This window comes from Sedimentibacter sp. MB35-C1 (genome assembly GCF_030913635.1).
Lineage (GTDB): Bacteria > Bacillota > Clostridia > Tissierellales > Sedimentibacteraceae > Sedimentibacter.
Genome location: NZ_CP133188.1, coordinates 2,551,613 through 2,568,436, shown reverse-complemented (window position 1 = coordinate 2,568,436; position 16,824 = coordinate 2,551,613). Strand labels below are relative to the sequence as shown.

The 16,824-nt window shown below is 35.7% G+C and carries 17 protein-coding genes; all 17 read left to right on the top strand.

From position 1 onward, the window contains the following. Window positions 1-118: 118 nt before the first annotated feature. The 17 genes from RBQ61_RS12285 (at window position 119) to trmL (ending at window position 16,714) form a co-directional block, all read left to right on the top strand. Window positions 119-1,915 (top strand): YgiQ family radical SAM protein, encoded by a 1,797-nt coding sequence (locus RBQ61_RS12285; RefSeq protein ID WP_308137605.1) that lies wholly within the window; start codon window positions 119-121, stop codon window positions 1,913-1,915. 94 nt (window positions 1,916-2,009) lie between these two features. Continuing rightward, the gene (locus RBQ61_RS12280) at window positions 2,010-3,293 is read left to right on the top strand and encodes a CapA family protein (RefSeq protein ID WP_308137604.1); all 1,284 of its coding nucleotides are present in this window, start codon (window positions 2,010-2,012) and stop codon (window positions 3,291-3,293) included. Window positions 3,294-3,320: 27 nt separating this feature from the next. After that, complete coding sequence (gene cdaA / locus RBQ61_RS12275) at window positions 3,321-4,148, top strand: diadenylate cyclase CdaA (RefSeq protein ID WP_308137603.1); 828 nt, start codon at window positions 3,321-3,323, stop codon at window positions 4,146-4,148. Then, complete coding sequence (locus RBQ61_RS12270; protein ID WP_308137602.1) at window positions 4,129-5,367, top strand: YbbR-like domain-containing protein; 1,239 nt, start codon at window positions 4,129-4,131, stop codon at window positions 5,365-5,367. Before cdaA ends, RBQ61_RS12270 begins: the two co-directional genes overlap by 20 nt. Before the next feature lie 11 nt (window positions 5,368-5,378). Next, entirely contained in the window at window positions 5,379-6,770 is a 1,392-nt protein-coding gene (locus RBQ61_RS12265; protein WP_308137601.1) for a sigma-54-dependent Fis family transcriptional regulator, read from the top strand. Between the two features lie 195 nt (window positions 6,771-6,965). After that, window positions 6,966-7,886: a phosphate butyryltransferase gene (locus RBQ61_RS12260; RefSeq protein WP_308137600.1), complete on the top strand. Its 921-nt coding sequence runs from the start codon at window positions 6,966-6,968 to the stop codon at window positions 7,884-7,886. Between the two features lies 1 nt (window position 7,887). Further along, complete coding sequence (gene buk / locus RBQ61_RS12255) at window positions 7,888-8,955, top strand: butyrate kinase (RefSeq protein ID WP_308137599.1); 1,068 nt, start codon at window positions 7,888-7,890, stop codon at window positions 8,953-8,955. Window positions 8,956-8,979: 24 nt separating this feature from the next. Next, entirely contained in the window at window positions 8,980-9,654 is a 675-nt protein-coding gene (locus tag RBQ61_RS12250; RefSeq protein ID WP_308137598.1) for an ATP-binding protein, read from the top strand. Between the two features lie 16 nt (window positions 9,655-9,670). Beyond that, window positions 9,671-9,886, top strand: coding sequence for a 4Fe-4S binding protein (locus RBQ61_RS12245; RefSeq protein WP_308137597.1), 216 nt, complete (start codon window positions 9,671-9,673; stop codon window positions 9,884-9,886). Window positions 9,887-9,901: 15 nt separating this feature from the next. Beyond that, a complete protein-coding gene (locus tag RBQ61_RS12240) occupies window positions 9,902-10,963 on the top strand; it encodes a 3-methyl-2-oxobutanoate dehydrogenase subunit VorB (RefSeq protein WP_308137596.1) in 1,062 nt (353 codons plus the stop codon). Beyond that, the gene (locus tag RBQ61_RS12235) at window positions 10,963-11,709 is read left to right on the top strand and encodes a thiamine pyrophosphate-dependent enzyme (protein WP_308137595.1); all 747 of its coding nucleotides are present in this window, start codon (window positions 10,963-10,965) and stop codon (window positions 11,707-11,709) included. The genes RBQ61_RS12240 and RBQ61_RS12235 overlap by 1 nt, the downstream gene beginning before the upstream one ends. Before the next feature lies 1 nt (window position 11,710). Next, window positions 11,711-12,256, top strand: coding sequence for a 2-oxoacid:acceptor oxidoreductase family protein (locus tag RBQ61_RS12230; protein WP_308137594.1), 546 nt, complete (start codon window positions 11,711-11,713; stop codon window positions 12,254-12,256). A gap of 216 nt (window positions 12,257-12,472) precedes the next feature. Further along, a complete protein-coding gene (locus RBQ61_RS12225) occupies window positions 12,473-14,080 on the top strand; it encodes a Na/Pi cotransporter family protein (protein WP_308137593.1) in 1,608 nt (535 codons plus the stop codon). Between the two features lie 122 nt (window positions 14,081-14,202). Further along, on the top strand, window positions 14,203-15,294 hold the full coding sequence (queG, locus tag RBQ61_RS12220; protein ID WP_308137592.1) for a tRNA epoxyqueuosine(34) reductase QueG: 1,092 nt from the start codon (window positions 14,203-14,205) through the stop codon (window positions 15,292-15,294). Beyond that, a complete protein-coding gene (locus RBQ61_RS12215; protein WP_308137591.1) occupies window positions 15,291-15,572 on the top strand; it encodes a DUF503 domain-containing protein in 282 nt (93 codons plus the stop codon). The genes queG and RBQ61_RS12215 overlap by 4 nt, the downstream gene beginning before the upstream one ends. Continuing rightward, window positions 15,572-16,216: an endonuclease III gene (nth, locus tag RBQ61_RS12210; protein ID WP_308137590.1), complete on the top strand. Its 645-nt coding sequence runs from the start codon at window positions 15,572-15,574 to the stop codon at window positions 16,214-16,216. Before RBQ61_RS12215 ends, nth begins: the two co-directional genes overlap by 1 nt. 27 nt (window positions 16,217-16,243) lie before the next feature. Continuing rightward, the gene (gene trmL / locus RBQ61_RS12205; RefSeq protein ID WP_308137589.1) at window positions 16,244-16,714 is read left to right on the top strand and encodes a tRNA (uridine(34)/cytosine(34)/5-carboxymethylaminomethyluridine(34)-2'-O)-methyltransferase TrmL; all 471 of its coding nucleotides are present in this window, start codon (window positions 16,244-16,246) and stop codon (window positions 16,712-16,714) included. The last annotated feature ends 110 nt before the right edge of the window (window positions 16,715-16,824 follow it).

The following is a 16,824-nucleotide window of genomic DNA, read 5'->3' as shown; positions in this document are numbered from 1 at the left end:
AAACAGGAGTGCTCTCCTGTTTATTTTTATGCGGAGAGTTACTGTATTTGTACTTTGTAAAAAATATATATAATGGTATAATGAGGTTAACAAACATAATAAAAGATACGGAGGGAAAATGGATTTTTTACCAATAAGCATAGAAGATATGAATAAAAGAGGGTGGGCTCAGTGCGATTTTGTCTTTGTGACAGGTGATGCATATGTAGATCATTCTTCTTTCGCTACAGGAATTATATCCAGATTATTGGAGAGATACAGCTATAAGGTAGGAATAATTGCTCAGCCTGACTGGAAAGATATTAATTCTTTTAAAAAGCTTGGCGAACCTAGACTGGGTTTTTTGGTTAATTCCGGTAACATTGATTCAATGGTGAATCATTACACCTCCTTTAAGAAAAAAAGAAGTACTGATGCATATTCGCCGGGAGGTAAGTCCGGGCTGAGACCGGATAGGGCAGTAACAGTATATTCGAATCGCATTAGAGAGGCATATAAGCATGTACCTATAATTATAGGCGGCATTGAGGCAAGTTTAAGAAGATTAAGCCATTATGACTATTGGAGCGACAGTATGAAGAGGTCTGTACTGATGGATTCTGGTGCTGATTTGCTTGTTTACGGTATGGGAGAAAAATCAATACTGCAAATTGCCGAGGCGTTAGAAGCCGGAATACCGGTAAATGAAATAACATTTATTAACGGAACGGTATATAAAACCAAGGACAAAGATAGACCATTTGATCCAATTTTCTTACCTTCTTATGAAGAGACAGCTTCTTCTAAGCAAAAATTTGGAAAAAGCTTTAAGATTCAATATGAAAATACAGATTCTAAGACAGGCAGAACGTTGGTTGAACAATATGATACAGTGTATGTTGTGCAGAATCCACCTATGGATCCGTTGACAATGCAGGAATTGGATGATATTTATGACCTGAATTATATGATGGACTGCCACCCTATTTATAAAAAATCAGGCGGAGTGCCGGCATTAAAAGAAATAAAATTCAGCATAACCAGTGTGAGAGGCTGTTTCGGTGGCTGCAGTTTTTGTGCTCTGAATTTCCATCAGGGAAGAGTTGTGCAGGGCAGAAGTCACGATTCAATATTGAAAGAAGTTGATAAGATATTGAATGATAAAGAGTTCAAAGGGTATATACATGATGTAGGCGGACCAACGGCAAATTTTAGAATCAGAGCATGTAAGAAACAGAGTAAGTACGGGGTGTGTAAAGACAGAGAGTGCCTTAGTCCTGAAAAATGCAAAAACCTTCGGGTTGATCACAGTGATTATCTAGAGCTTCTCAGAAAAATAAGAAATGTAAAAGGAATTAAAAAAGTTTTTATTCGTTCTGGTATAAGATATGATTATGCGATATATGATAATAATGACGAATTTATAAAAGAACTATGCAAATATCATGTAAGTGGTCAGCTGAGAACGGCACCTGAGCACGTTTCAGAATCTGTACTTAAACTTATGGGAAAACCATCGATAAATATTTATAATAAATTTGTAAGAAAATTTTATGCGGAGAGCAAAAAAATTAATAAAGAACAATATATCGTTCCATATTTTATATCATCACATCCGGGTTCACATCTTAAAGATGCCATTGAACTTGCGGAATATATACGAGATATGGGGTATATACCAGAACAGGTTCAGGATTTTTATCCGACACCGGGAACTCTTTCAACTTGTATGTATTATACGGGTTTTAATCCTCTCACAGGTGAAAGTATATATGTTCCTAAAGAAAGAGAAGACAAAAGAATGCAGCGTGCTCTTATGCAATACAGTAAAAGAGAGAATTACAACTTAGTTTTAAAAGCTTTGCAAAAGGAAAACAGGCATGATCTAATCGGATATGGTCCCAAGTGTCTTATAAAGCCTAGGAAGCCTGTGTAATTTAATTTTAAGTGTTTTTTAATAATTAATTTATTGCAAAATCTTTCATGGTAAGTTAATATTAAATATGGAATATAAATAAAGAGGTAATTAAATGAGCAGAAAATATAGACGTAGAAAAAAAAGAATTCGGCTGCTGTCACTGGGGCTGTTTGTAATTGTAAGTATTTTGGCAGCATCATTTGTTGTAAATGGCATGGGCAAGGACAGCAAAGGAAAAAATGATATTGGAGAAGCAGATTTCGAAGATGTTACAAATGTTTCTCAACCGGAGATACCGATTGAACCGGTAGCAAAGCCAAATGTTACAATTAACCTTAAAGCAACCGGCGATATTATGTTTCACCCATCTCAGTTGGATGGTGCATATGATTCAAAAACAGGCAAATATGATTTTAAAAATAGTTTTAAAGCCGTTAAGGGATTATTTCAGTCAGCTGATTTGGCAATTGCAAATTTTGAAGGAACAACAGCAGGAGATTCTGTGTATGCATACCAAGGGTACCCTATTTTCAATGCGCCGGATGAGGTGCTGGATGCAATAAAAGATGCAGGATTTGATGTTTTATCAACGGCTAATAATCACAGCCTTGATACAAGAAAAGCTGGTGTAATAAGAACCGTTAATGAGATAAGTGCAAGGGGTATGGATCCTATCGGGACATATACAGAAAAGCCTGAAACAAGAGTATTGATTAAAGAGATTAAGGGTATAAAACTTGCGTTTCTTTCTTACACGGAAATGGTAAACGGTCTGGAATCTGTTATGTCTTCAGCAGATCTGGATGCAATGATAAATATAATAGATGAAACAAAGATTTCAGAAGACATTGTTTATGCAAAAAGCCAAAATGCAGATGTCATAATTGCATGTATGCATTGGGGAGACGAATATTCAAGATTTCAGGCAGAAAGACAGGAAGTGCTTGCCGATAAAATGTTTGAAGAAGGCGTAGATATAATTCTTGGAAGTCATCCCCACGTAATACAGCCTGCACAAAAGCTTGAATACGGCGGAAAAACTAAATTTGTAGCATATTCAATGGGAAATTTTCTGTCAAATCAAAGAGTTGAAACGTTATTGCCATATGGTTTATCAGAAGAGGTTTCAAAATATACCGAGGATGGAGTAATTGTAGACATAAACATTGAAAAAAATGGTGAAACCGGTGAAGTAAATATTAAAGAAATTACATACATACCTCTATGGGTATATAAAGGAACTACTGATGGCGGCGGAACAGAGCATGTTGTTTATCCAATAATGGAATATATTGAAAGCTCAGAGCTTAACGAAAACACAAAAATTAGAATGAAAAGATCATTGAGTGATACTTCCAAACAGATGCAGCTGTTGGAAAGCAATACGGTGGAATAACATAAATTATATTGGGGATGTGGTGTCATGGAGTATATTAAATTAATATTTTCTAATATCGGATTTAACAGTATAGTGGATATAGGACTCGTTTACTATGTATTGTATCATGGATATATGTTGATACGTGATATGAGAGCAAAACAGCTGGTTAAGGGAATTGTACTTTTAGTTGCTCTGATTCCTATATCGGAACTATTCGATCTTTACATGGTCAAGTATATATTGGAGCATACATTTCAGGTTGGAGTAATAGCACTGGTCGTTGTGTTCCAGCCGGAGATTAGAAAGGCGTTGGAATATATAGGGAGAACATCATTTACACTTTCGGCTTTAGAAAAAAATGCTCAGACGTCAGAACAGGTTATAAAAGAAATAGTATCTGCCACATCTTCACTGGCCAGACAAAAAATAGGGGCTCTCATAATTTTTGAACAGAAGATAGGGCTTAACGACATAGTAGAAAGCGGAACAAGGCTTAATGCAACTATATCAAGCGGATTGTTAATTAATATATTTATACCTAATACTCCTCTTCATGACGGTGCTGTAATTATAAAGGATTATACTATACGAGCCGCAGGATGTTTTTTGCCGCTTACAGAAAATAATCTTCTTTCAAAAGATATAGGAACCAGGCACAGAGCTGCTATAGGAATGACGGAAAAATCTGACTCCATAGCCTTGATAGTGTCTGAGGAAACAGGTTATATTTCCTACGCTGTGGAAGGAAGACTGTATAGAAATATTCAAATTGAAGAATTAGAATACCTTTTATCAGGCATTTATGTGGACAATGATAAAGTAAATATTATTGATAAATGGAGAAACAGAAATGAAAATAAAAAACGATAAGATATTAATTCAAATAACATGTTTAGTAGTTTCTGTAATATTGTGGATGTTCATAATGGTTGAAACAAATCCTCCTTTTGAACAGTATTATAACAGTATTCCCGTTACCATCAAAAACTTAAGCGCACTTGAAAATTCAAACCTTGTTTTGATGAATTCGGACAAGGATCATTTTATGGTGAATGTAAAAGTGAAAGGTACAAGCGATCAGTTTACCAATATTGCTAACAGCGACTTTTCGGCATATATAGATTTGCTTGGATTTTCAGAAGGTATAACAAATGCAAAAATAGAAGTTTCAGGACCAAGCGGGCTTGAAATTACGAATTTTTATCCTTCGCAAATTGCGTGCAACATAGAAAGCATTATTTCAAAAGTTATGGATGTGGATGTTCAGTATGAAGGCAGTCAGGCAGATGATTACTACAGGCTGTTTCCTATATCAAAACCGTCATCAGTCAAGATTACAGGGCCGAGAAGTGTTGTAAATTCAGCTACTATGGCTGTGGCGACAGTAAATATAGAAGGAGCTGCCGACAATGTTACTAAGACTGTTCCGGTCAGAGTCTACGACGGAACGGATACGGAAATATTTATGTCTGCGCCAATAGACAATGTTGAGGTAACAGTTCCAATTTATCCTACCAAGTATGTGAAACTTGTACCAAATATAACAGGAACTCCCGAAGAAGGTTATCAGCTTACAGACGTTACTGTTAAGCCTGATAAAATAAAAATTGCGGCAAGAAAAGATATATTAGATACGATAAACGAACTTGAAGTTTCTGAGCTTGATATAACGGGAGAGTTTAACAATATTTTATCTTCAAGGGAAATACTTGATACTGAGAGCTTGATTATACTGGATTTGAATACAAATCCTGTTGTTAGCGCGGTTATTGAAAAGACTGTTGAGAAAGACTTTGTATTTGAAGCATCTGAAATTCAGTTTAATAATTTAGCTGAAGGTATTAATGTAGATATACCAGATTCTGAACATGAAATAACAGTTAATGTAGTCGGACCTGTAAGTGTCGTAAACCAATTAAAGAAAAATGATTTGACACTTGCAGCGGATTTAAGTACTGTTGTACCTGGCACGAACAATGTAAATTTGGAATGTACTACGGGAAAAACAGTTAACACTATATCTGTTTCCCAGGGGCAAATCAGTATTGAAGTTACAGAATCTCCGGCTTCAACTACAGCTGAAGAATAGCGGGAGTGAGTATGAATAATATTAACATAGAAATTAACAACATGGATTATCAAGGAATGCTTGAAGCGGTACTTCTTGCGACACAAGATGCAATAAGTGTTGTAAATGAAGAGGGGGAACACATACTTGTGAACCCTGCTTATACCAAAATTACCGGACTTGATAAAGAAGACATTATAGGTAAAGATGCATTATATGATATAGAAAAGGGAGAAAGCCTTCATATGAAGGTTCTTACCACAAAAAAGCCTGTGGAAAACACAAAGCTTAAAATTAGACCTAGCGGCAAGACTGTTGTAGCTCAGGCGGCACCGATTATAGTAAACGGTGCAATGAAAGGCAGCGTTGCAGTGCTTCATGATATTTCTGGAATTAAGGACTTGACAGACAAACTAAACAAAGCTGAAAAAAAATTAAGAGAGCTTTCAAACAAATATAAGCCTGAAGATATAATCGGTGAATCTGCGGCAATGCTTGAAGTCAAAAAAATGATAGAAAGAGCAGCAAAGGTGCCTGCAACAGTATTGCTTAGAGGCGAAAGCGGAACAGGAAAAGAACTTTTTGCAAATTCAATACATGCTCAAAGTAAAAGGTCAGAAAATAACTTTGTAAGAGTAAATTGTGCTGCGCTTTCAGACACTTTACTTGAAAGTGAGCTCTTCGGATATGAGGAAGGTTCATTTACAGGAGCTTTAAAAGGAGGTAAAAAGGGCCTTTTTGAAGAAGCCGATAAAGGAACAATATTTTTGGATGAAATATCTGAAATAAGCATGAATACTCAGGCTAAGCTCCTTAGAGTGTTGCAGGAAAAAGAAATTATGAAAGTCGGAAGCAACCATCCGATTTCGGTGGATGTCAGAATTATTGCTGCAACAAATGCTGATCTTATTAAAGCTGTAAAAGAAGGAAAATTCAGAGAAGATTTATTTTATAGATTAAATATACTTCCAATTGTGATACCCCCTTTGAGAGACCGCAAAGAAGATATACCATTACTTATTAAAAATTTTATTGTAAAATTCAACGATGAGTATGGAAGGCACATACAAGATATTGCAGATGATGCATTATATATTCTCATTCATTATAACTGGCCTGGAAATGTAAGAGAGCTTGAAAACATTGTCGGACGTTCTATAATCAATATGAATATTAACGAAAGAATTATTCAGGTTGAACATCTTCCGCATCTGCTGTACAGTAAGAAGCAAAGCTCTCAGCAGTGTGTTGTGGAAAAAGAAGCGAAGCTGACCAGATTGAGTAATGTAATTGAAAAAGCGGAATCAGATTATATACAAAGCGTATATTTCAGACTAAATAAAAATAAGACAGAAACTGCGAAGGTGCTGGGTATTTCACTCAGGTCCCTTTACTACAAAATGGAAAAGCACGGGATTTCATAATGATTGCAAAAAAATGCAAAAAAAACATAAGTTGCAAGGAATTGCACGCAAATTAATGCAAAGTTATTTTTAATGTAATTTTAGTAAAATTATTCACATAAGCCAATCATTGAAATTTCAGTGATTGGCATTTTTATTTATCAGATTATCAAAGTTGGCATGAAAATTGCTCAATATTTAATGCGAGGTGAGAAAGTGAAGAAATTTGTAGAAATAATAAGACATGCCCAAGAATATGCTGAAGCACATGGACCTTCAAAAATAGCAGTAGCTTTTGCTCAGGATGAAGATGTTTTAAAAGCGATTAAGACAGCTGTAGATGAAAAAATCTGCGAGCCTATTTTAATAGGTGATAAAGAAAAAATAATTGATATATCAAAAGAAATAAAATTTGATCTAAAAAATATTGAAATAATAGATGAAAAAGATGGACCTGAGGCTTGCAAAAAAGCAGTTGCATTGGTAAGCAGCAAAAAAGCCGACGTGGTTATGAAAGGATTAATAGACACATCAATTATTTTGAAGGCTGTTTTAAACAAAGAAATAGGACTAAGAACAGGAAATATACTTAGCCATGCCGCAGTTTTCTCAACTGATACTTATCACAAATTTTTCATTATTACTGATGCGGCTATGAGCATAGCTCCCAATGCCGACGATAAAAGACAGATAATAGAAAATTCGATAAAACTAAGTCGTGCTCTTGGAGCAGAAGTGCCTAAGGTTGCAGTAATATGTGCAAAAGAAAAGGTAAATCCTAAAATGCAGGCGACTTTGGACGCACATGAACTTGTTGAAATGCAGAAAGAAGGAAAAATTTCAGGGTGTATAGTTGAAGGCCCCTATGCATTAGATAATGCAATTTCTAAAGAGTCTGCAGAATTAAAGGGCATTAAGGGTGATGTAGTAGGAGACGCCGATATACTTCTTATGCCGAATATTGAAGCAGGAAATGTATTTTATAAGGCTTTGACATATCTGGCTAATGCCGAAAACGCAGGAATAATATTAGGAGCAAGAGCTCCTATAGTGTTAACGTCGAGAGCTGATTCAGATAAAGCGAAATTAAATTCAATCGCACTTTCTGTATTAGTTTCATCTTTTAAAGGAGAATAGTATGAAACAATTAATAATAAACCCAGGAAGCACGTCAACAAAGATTGCGGTTTATGATGATGAAAACTCTGTATTTGAGACTACGCTCAGGCATTCAAATGAGGAACTGGGCAAATACTCTAAAGTTGCTGAACAATTTGAATTCAGGAAAAATTTAATTGTTGATGCGCTTAAAAATAATAATATATTACTTAAATCACTGGATGCAGTTGTTGGAAGAGGCGGTTTGTTAAAACCAATAGAGGGAGGAACTTACGCCGTAAATGATAAACTGGTTGAAGATTTGACTTCAAACGCAATTGGAGAGCATGCATCAAATCTTGGAGGCTTGATAGCTCGTTCTATTGCAGACGAAGTAGGAATACCGTCATTCATAGTAGATCCTGTAGTTGTGGATGAACTTAATGAAACTGCAAGAATCAGCGGTCATCCTGATTTTGAAAGAATCAGCATATGGCATGCGCTTAATCAAAAAGCAGTTGCCAGAAGAGCAGCATCTGAAAGGTTTAATAAAAAATATGAAGATATGAACTTTGTTGTGGCTCACTTGGGAGGAGGAATTTCCATAGGGGCACACAAAAAAGGAAAGGTAATTGATGTTAATAACGCTTTAAATGGAGAAGGCCCATTTTCACCGGAAAGATCAGGTTCCCTTCCGGCTGAACAGCTAATTAACGCGTGCTTCAGCGGGAAATATACACAGAAAGAAATAAAAAAGATGCTTGTTGGAAAAGGCGGTCTCAGCGCATATCTTGGCACTAACAGTGCAAAGGATGTAAGTGATAAAGCACAGGCAGGAGATAAGAAGGCAGAGCTGGTATATGGATCAATGGCATACCAGGTTGCAAAGGCCATAGGAGAATATGCAGTAGTTCTTGATGGTGAGGTTGATGCAATTCTGATTACAGGAGGAATAGCCTACGATAAATACTTTGTAGATATGATTGAGAAAAAAGTTAAATTCATATCAGAAGTAATTGCTTATCCCGGTGAGGACGAGCTTTTAGCTTTAGCTCAGGGAGGGCTCAGAGTATTGAACCACGAAGAATCTGCTAAGGAATACAAATAGTGTATGACCGAAGGGAGGGATAATATGCTGGATAAGAGACTAGTTATTATAATAGGTCACTATGGAAGCGGTAAGTCTGAATTTTCTGTTAACTATGCAGTAAAAATGAAAGAGCAATATGAAAATGTGAGCATCGCCGATTTGGACATAGTAAACCCTTACTTCAGATCTAGAGAAAAAAGAGATTTTTTCGAAAAAATCGGAGTTAAGGTATTTGATTCAAGCATAAAAAATACTGCAATTGATATACCTGCGTTACCAGCAGAATTAACAGGTGTAATATTGAATCCAAATGAAAAGTCTATACTTGACGTTGGGGGGGATCCTGTAGGTGCGAGAGTTCTTGCAAGGTACTCAGATCAAATTAAGAGCACTGATTATGATATGTTTTTCGTAATAAATGGAAACAGGCCCGAGACGAGCACTGTTGAAGGTGCATTGAAATATTTACGCTTAATAGAAGCAACGTCAAAATTGAAAGTGACTGGATTAATTAACAATACGCATATGCTGAAGGAAACAACGGCAGAAGATGTTGAGTTTGGTCATGAATTAACAGAGAAAGTATCATGGGAAACAGATATTCCCATTAGATATGAAGTTGTTATCAACAAGGCAGCAGCTGATATAAAAAACAAAGAAATATTAGAAAAATTGTTCCCCATAAATCTTTATATGAGGGAAGAATGGATGAGTTGAGAATGGAGGTATTATAATGGCAAAAGGAAAAGTTACATTTAATGAGGATGCATGCAAGGGTTGCGAATTGTGTGTAACGGTATGTCCGGTAAAAATTATCGAATTGAACAAAGATAAAATTAATGGAAAAGGATATTGCCCTGCTCATGTAGTTGACCAAGAGAAATGTATTGCTTGCGGCAGCTGTGCAATTATGTGTCCTGATTCAGTAATAACAGTAGAAAGATTATAATAGTGGAGGTAGATTATGTCTAAAGTATTAATGAAAGGTAATGAGGCTGTTGGAGCTGCAGCTATAAAAGCAGGCTGCAAATATTTTTTTGGATATCCAATTACTCCTTCAAGTGAAATCCCAGAATATATGTCAAAAGCATTGCCGGAGGCCGGAGGAGTATTTTTACAGGCAGAAAGTGAAATTGCTGCTATAAATATGGTTTATGGAGCAGGAGGAGCAGGTGCGAGATGTATGACAGCTTCTTCAAGCCCGGGAATATCATTGAAGCAAGAAGGAATTACGTATGCGGCTGGTGCTGAAATACCATGCGTTATTGTAAACATGATGAGAGGCGGCCCTGGTCTTGGAAGTATTCAACCAGGTCAGGCAGACTACTTCCAGTCAACAAGAGGCGGTGGAAACGGCGATTATCGTACACTTTGCTATGCACCTGCCAGCATCCAGGAGATAGTTGATTTAATTATAATGGGTTTTGATAAAGCGGATTATTACAGAAATCCAGTTCTTATATGCGCAGACGGTATGATAGGTCAGATAATGGAGGCTGTTGAATTTAAAGAACCTAAAAAAGTTGATCTTCCTCCTAAGGAATGGGCAACTACAGGTACTAAAGAAGAAAGAAAGCCAAACATTATTAACTCACTTTACTTACAGGCAGAAGCTCTTCAAATCCACAATTCTAACCTTGAGAAAAAATATAAATTAATGGAAGAAAATGAAGTAATGTATGAAGCATACGGATTAGAAGAAGCCGAAGTTGTGCTGGTTGCATACGGAACTACTTCAAGAATAGTTAAAACAGCTATGAAGCAGGCTGAACAAAAAGGGATAAAAGTAGGAATTATAAGACCGATAACTTTGTGGCCATTCCCGTATGATGTATTCAATACTATAGGAAATAATGCTAAGGGTATATTGACAGTGGAAATGAGTGCCGGCCAGATGGTTGACGATGTTAAAATCGGTATCGCTGGAAAATTACCTGTTTATTTCAATGGAACACAGGGCGGTATGGTTCCTACACCGGCTAGTATTCTGGCGGATATTGAAAAAATAGCAGGAGGTACAAAATAATGACAATTGTATATGAAAAATCAAAAGGCTTGACAGATGTTCCGTTTCATTACTGTCCAGGTTGCACCCACGGTGTTATTCATAAATTAGTTGCGGAAACATTAGTAGAATTGGGAGTGCTGGGTGAAGCCATAGGCGTTGCTCCTGTTGGATGCTCAGTTCTTGCTTATAATTATTTTAACTGTGATATGCAGGAAGCTGCACACGGAAGAGCTCCTGCAGTAGCTACAGGAATTAAAAGAGCTCTTCCAGACAAGGTTGTATTTACGTACCAAGGAGATGGCGACCTTGCATCAATAGGGTCAGCAGAAATAGTACATGCGGCTCACAGAGCAGAAAAAATAACTACAATATTTGTAAATAACGCTATTTACGGCATGACAGGCGGCCAGATGGCACCTACGACTTTGGTAGGTCAGAAAACTACTACATCTCCTCTTGGAAGAGATGAAGATCTTTGCGGAAGACCTATAAGAATTGCAGAGATGCTGGCAACAATAAACGGAGCTAAATTTGTTGAAAGAGTTTCAGTTGATACACCTGCTAACGTAAGAAAAGCTAAAAAAGCAATAAAAAGAGCATTTGAATGTCAGATAAAAGGTGAAGGCTTTGCAATAGTTGAAGTATTGTCATCATGTCCTACTAACTGGGGACTGACTCCTGTAAAAGCGTTGGATTGGCTTAGAGATAATATGATTCCATATTATCCGTTAGGAAATTTCAGAGATTTTGAGGAGGGAAAATAATATGGAACAAAAAGTAATAATGGCTGGATTTGGCGGTCAGGGTGTTATGGCTATAGGAAAACTTTTGGCTTATGCAGGAATGATTGAAGGAAGAAATGTTACATGGATGCCTTCCTACGGACCGGAAATGAGAGGCGGTACTGCAAACTGCGCAGTTGTTGTATCAGATGATGAAGTAGGATCTCCGCTTATATCTAAAGATGGTACGGCAGCAATAGTTATGAACCTGCCTTCACTTGTTAAATTTGAACAGGAACTGGTTCCTGGCGGGAAATTAGTTATAAACAAATCATTGATAGATGTAAAACCAACAAGAACTGACATTGAAGCATACTATGTAAATGCAAATGAGTTGGCGTTGGAATTGGGAAACAGCAAGGTAGCAAATATGGTAATGCTTGGTGCATATTTGGAATTAGCAAAAACAGTTGAGTTCGATTCTGTTCTTAAGGCTTTTGTAAAAGTATTCGGTGAAAACAAAAGTCACTTAGTCCCTCTGAATAAAGATGCTTTGACAAAAGGTGCGGAATCAGTAAAATCAGTATAAAATTAAAAGAAGCCCTTCGGGGCTTTTTTTAATTTTACAAATTTATAAATTGTATTTATTTATAGATTTATGTCAATTTTAATTGTAAATAAATTGTAAGAAATAAAAAAAGTTTTGTCTTTATTATATCGACAAATAATGATATAATTGCTTGGGTTTGATTACTGGATATTTACAAATAAATTGCAAACTCTTTACAAATAGTTAGGAGGAACTATGGATATTGCCATTAATTTGATTGGAGGGCTCGGGCTGTTCCTTTTTGGAATGAGCTATATGGGGGACGGTCTTCAAAAAACTGCCGGAAGCAAAATGAAAGATATTTTAGCGGCTCTCACAAAGAACAAGTTTATGGGTGTATTAGTGGGAGCGTTAGTTACAGGGGTAATACAAAGCAGTAGCGCAACTACAGTAATGGTGGTTGGATTTGTTAATGCAGGACTTATGAATTTGAATCAGGCTGTTGGTATTATAATGGGGGCCAATATAGGTACAACCGTAACTGCTTTCTTAGTATCTTTGAACATTACAAAAGTTGCAACACTTATGGTTGGAATAGGTGTTTTTATGCTTTTAGCATCTAAGAAGAAAAAAGTAAAAAGCATAGCAGAGGTAATAATTGGGTTCAGTATTCTCTTCATAGGAATGAAAATGATGGGAAATGCCATGAAGCCTCTAGAGGAAAATCCTCAATTTACCGGACTTATAACAAAATTTAATAATCCGATTCTCGGAATAATGGTAGGAATTATAATGACTGCGATTCTCCAGAGTAGCAGTGCTACCACAGGTTTATTGATAGCAGTTGCCACAACAGGTGTTATGACTTTTGAGCAGGCATATCCGGTTATTTTCGGCCAAAATATCGGAACATGTATAACTGCTATGCTGTCCAGTATCGGAGCTAGTAAGACGGCCAAAAGAGCCGCAGTTATACATTTATTGTTTAATTTAAGCGGTACGTTATTATTTATGCTCTTATTGAAAAATCCTGTCGAATGGTTGATCCTGGATGTTGTGCCTTCCTATGTTCCGCGGCAAATAGCAGCAGGTCATATTTTGTTCAACGTTTTAAATGTAATATTAATATTTCCATTTTCAGGCTTACTTGTAAAAGCATCGGAACTTATTGTCAGAAAAGATGACAGTGAATCCGAGCATGTAACAAAATATATAGATGAAAGACTTCTTATAACGCCGTCAATAGCACTGACACAAACCGCAAAGGAAGTTCTGCACTTGGGTAATCTAGCATACGAAGAATTTTTTACTGCAGTAAATGCTTTTTTTGAAAACAATGAGGAATTGGCATATAAGGTCTTTGAACTTGAAAAAAAGGTTAACGAGCTTTGCAGAGCCACACTGGAATACTTAGTCAAGCTTGATAAGGTATCGATGACAAATTATGAAAAAGACAAAGTGGTTGTACTTATAAATGCTTTAAATGATATTGAAAGAGTTGGGGATCATGCTGACAACATTGGCGAACTTGTACTTTACAAACTAGAAAATAATGTTAATTTTTCGGACGAAGCCAGTGACGAAGTTAGAGAAATGTTTGATACTGCAATGTTTGTCTATAAGTCAACGCTGGACGCGATACAAACTATAGATAAAGAAGACTGTAACAAGGTTATTGTAAATGATAAAAAAATTGATGTAATGTATAAAAATTTAAGAAAAAATCATATAGAAAGATTAAATACTTATGTATGCGAACCAAATGCCGGAGTCATATTCCTTGATATCATAGGGAATTTAGAGAGAATAGGAGATCATGCATCAAATATAGCGGAATCAATACTTGAAGCAATTGCAAAATAAATGAGTTAAAAAGCCCTGAGGGGCTTTTTTTACATAAAAAATATGTTATAATCAATATGTAATATGTAAAATAAAACAGTTAATTTGAACAAAAGGGAAGCCGGCAGAAAAGGGATAATTATATGAAGCAAAGAATTATAGAAATTGCAAATTCTTTAGGAATAGAAGAAATAGGATTTACGTCTGTTTTAAATTACAGCTACTTATCAGATCTTTTATCGGATAGGCTTAATAAAGGATATAGTTGTGAATTTGAAGAACAAAATATAAATAAAAGAATTGACGTCAGAAATATTATGCCCAATTGCAAAAGTATAGTTGCTATTGCTGTGCCTTACGCTGAGGGCTATAAGAAGCCTGTTGTAAAAGACAAGGGCCTTTTGAGTGTTGTTTCGTATGGCGAAGATTACCATAAAAAATTAAGCAGCATATTGAAGAGTATAGCTGAAGAAATAAAAAAGGACATAAGTTTTGAGTATAAAATTTGTGTTGATACATCTCCGCTGATAGACAGAGAAATATGCAAAAATGCCGGAATTGGCAACTATGGCAAAAACATGCTTCTTATCAATGATAAACTGGGATCGTTTATAAACATAGGATACTTGTTGACAGATTTAGAGATACTGAGTGGCGGAGTAGCAGAAAATATTAATATTTGTGGTGCATGTAACATATGCATTGAAAGCTGTCCAAATAAAGCTTTGCAAAAAAATGGAGGTATTAACTCAAAAAAATGCGTTTCATATCTTACGCAGACAAAGGATTACATTCCTCTGGAATACAGAAAAAATATGAGAAATCAAATATACGGCTGTGACATGTGCCAGCTTGTATGTCCTAAAAATAGGAAGAATTCAGAAAAATCAGCAGACAATGATTATAGAAGTCTAGTAATTGACTTAGAAGAATTAATGAAAATGTCTAATAAAGAATTTTTGTCAAGGTATAAAAATATGTCAGGAAGCTGGAGAGGAAAAAACATCTGGAAGAGAAATGCATTGATAGCAATAGGCAATTTGAAACTTAAATCTATGTTTGAACTTGTCAGAGATGAGTTGAACAATGAATCTGACATGATAAAAATATATGCTGCATGGACTTTGACTGAATTAGACAGATCTAAATCAATGGATATACTGCATAATTTTATTAAATATGAAAATGATAAAGTTAGAGAGGAGTTTATTAAATTAGCTGGAGGCGGGGTATGATAGTAGGTACATGTGAAATAGAATTGATAATTTACGAAGCTAACTCTCTTAAGGAAAAAAGACATGTTATCAAGAGCATTATTGAAAGAATTAAATCAAGATTTAACGCATCCGCTGCAGAAATTGATTATAATGATTTATGGAACAGATCAGTAATCGGCGTTGCGGTCGTTTCTAATAAAAAGGCTTTATGTGAGTCCATGCTTTTAAAAATAATTGATTTTATAGATAACGATAATAGAGTAGAGATTATAAACCGTTATATGGAGGTTAACTGATGACAAAAGCAGATAAGGTTTATGAATTGTTAAAAGAAGACTACCCTTTTGCAAGCTGTGGATTGAACTATAAAACGCCGTTTCAGCTGCTTGTATCTACAATGCTTAGCGCGCAGGCAACTGACAAAAGCGTTAATGCATTGACTGAAAATTTATACAAGGAATATCCGGATTTAGATTCTTTTCTTAAGCTTAGTCAAGAAGAAATAGCCGAAAAAATAAAGAAAATCGGCCTGTACAAAAATAAATCAAAAAGTATCTATAACATGTGCCGTGAACTGAGGGACAAGCATAATAGTCAGGTGCCTCAAAATATGGAAGATTTGATGTCTTTGCCGGGTGTTGGAAGAAAGACGGCGTCGGTGGTGCTTGTTGAAGCGTTCAATATACCTGCTTTTCCAGTTGACACTCATGTATTCAGACTTACAAGGCGAATAGGACTGGCATCAGGTTCTACACCTGACAAAGTATCTGATGAGATGATGAAAAAGCTTCCAAAGTATAAGTGGCATTTAATGCACCACCTGCTAATTACCCACGGAAGGAACTTATGCATTGCTCAAAATCCGAAATGTGAGAGTTGCAGCTTGAAAGGCTTATGCAATTTTTATAAAGAAACAAAAAAACTAAATAGCAAGACGTGATAAAAATATATGTAACAGGAGAAAAAAATGGCATTAAACATTGTATTGTTTGAACCGGAAATACCACAGAACACAGGAAATATTGCAAGGACATGTGCAGCTACCGGCTCTAACCTTCATTTAATAAAACCTCTTGGTTTTTCAGTAAGCGATAAATATTTAAAGAGGGCGGGTCTTGATTATTGGGATCTTGTAAATATTACTTATTATGATAATTTTGAAGAGTTTAAAGAATCAATAGGCAATAAACCTGTTTTTATTTCAACTACAAAGGAAAGCAGATTTTATACAGACGTTGTGTACGAGGATGAATGCTACATTATGTTTGGAAAAGAAACAAAAGGCCTTCCGGATTATATACACGAGGAATATATTAATACAAGAATAAAAATACCGATGATAGATAATGTACATGCAAGATCGTTGAATTTGTCAAATTCTGTAAATATTGTAATGTACGAAGCCTTAAGGCAATTGGGATTTTATGATATGATTTGATATAAAAAATACATAGTGTTATTCTTTAGACAATGTTAAAAATTTAATAAGCTTTATGCGTTTTTCTTGTTTACTAATTTAAGTCAAACGCCTAATTTCAGAAGAATTAA

Excerpts from the sequence above, each read along its gene's own strand:
- RBQ61_RS12285 (WP_308137605.1), top strand. The coding sequence starts at position 119 with ATGGATTTTTTACCAATAAGCATAGAAGATATGAATAAAAGAGGGTGG.
- RBQ61_RS12280 (WP_308137604.1), top strand. The coding sequence starts at position 2,010 with ATGAGCAGAAAATATAGACGTAGAAAAAAAAGAATTCGGCTGCTGTCA.
- cdaA (WP_308137603.1), top strand. The coding sequence starts at position 3,321 with ATGGAGTATATTAAATTAATATTTTCTAATATCGGATTTAACAGTATA.
- RBQ61_RS12270 (WP_308137602.1), top strand. The coding sequence starts at position 4,129 with ATGAAAATAAAAAACGATAAGATATTAATTCAAATAACATGTTTAGTA.
- RBQ61_RS12265 (WP_308137601.1), top strand. The coding sequence starts at position 5,379 with ATGAATAATATTAACATAGAAATTAACAACATGGATTATCAAGGAATG.
- buk (WP_308137599.1), top strand. The coding sequence starts at position 7,888 with ATGAAACAATTAATAATAAACCCAGGAAGCACGTCAACAAAGATTGCG.
- RBQ61_RS12250 (WP_308137598.1), top strand. The coding sequence starts at position 8,980 with ATGCTGGATAAGAGACTAGTTATTATAATAGGTCACTATGGAAGCGGT.
- RBQ61_RS12245 (WP_308137597.1), top strand. The coding sequence starts at position 9,671 with ATGGCAAAAGGAAAAGTTACATTTAATGAGGATGCATGCAAGGGTTGC.
- RBQ61_RS12240 (WP_308137596.1), top strand. The coding sequence starts at position 9,902 with ATGTCTAAAGTATTAATGAAAGGTAATGAGGCTGTTGGAGCTGCAGCT.
- RBQ61_RS12235 (WP_308137595.1), top strand. The coding sequence starts at position 10,963 with ATGACAATTGTATATGAAAAATCAAAAGGCTTGACAGATGTTCCGTTT.
- RBQ61_RS12230 (WP_308137594.1), top strand. The coding sequence starts at position 11,711 with ATGGAACAAAAAGTAATAATGGCTGGATTTGGCGGTCAGGGTGTTATG.
- RBQ61_RS12225 (WP_308137593.1), top strand. The coding sequence starts at position 12,473 with ATGGATATTGCCATTAATTTGATTGGAGGGCTCGGGCTGTTCCTTTTT.
- queG (WP_308137592.1), top strand. The coding sequence starts at position 14,203 with ATGAAGCAAAGAATTATAGAAATTGCAAATTCTTTAGGAATAGAAGAA.
- RBQ61_RS12215 (WP_308137591.1), top strand. The coding sequence starts at position 15,291 with ATGATAGTAGGTACATGTGAAATAGAATTGATAATTTACGAAGCTAAC.
- nth (WP_308137590.1), top strand. The coding sequence starts at position 15,572 with ATGACAAAAGCAGATAAGGTTTATGAATTGTTAAAAGAAGACTACCCT.
- trmL (WP_308137589.1), top strand. The coding sequence starts at position 16,244 with ATGGCATTAAACATTGTATTGTTTGAACCGGAAATACCACAGAACACA.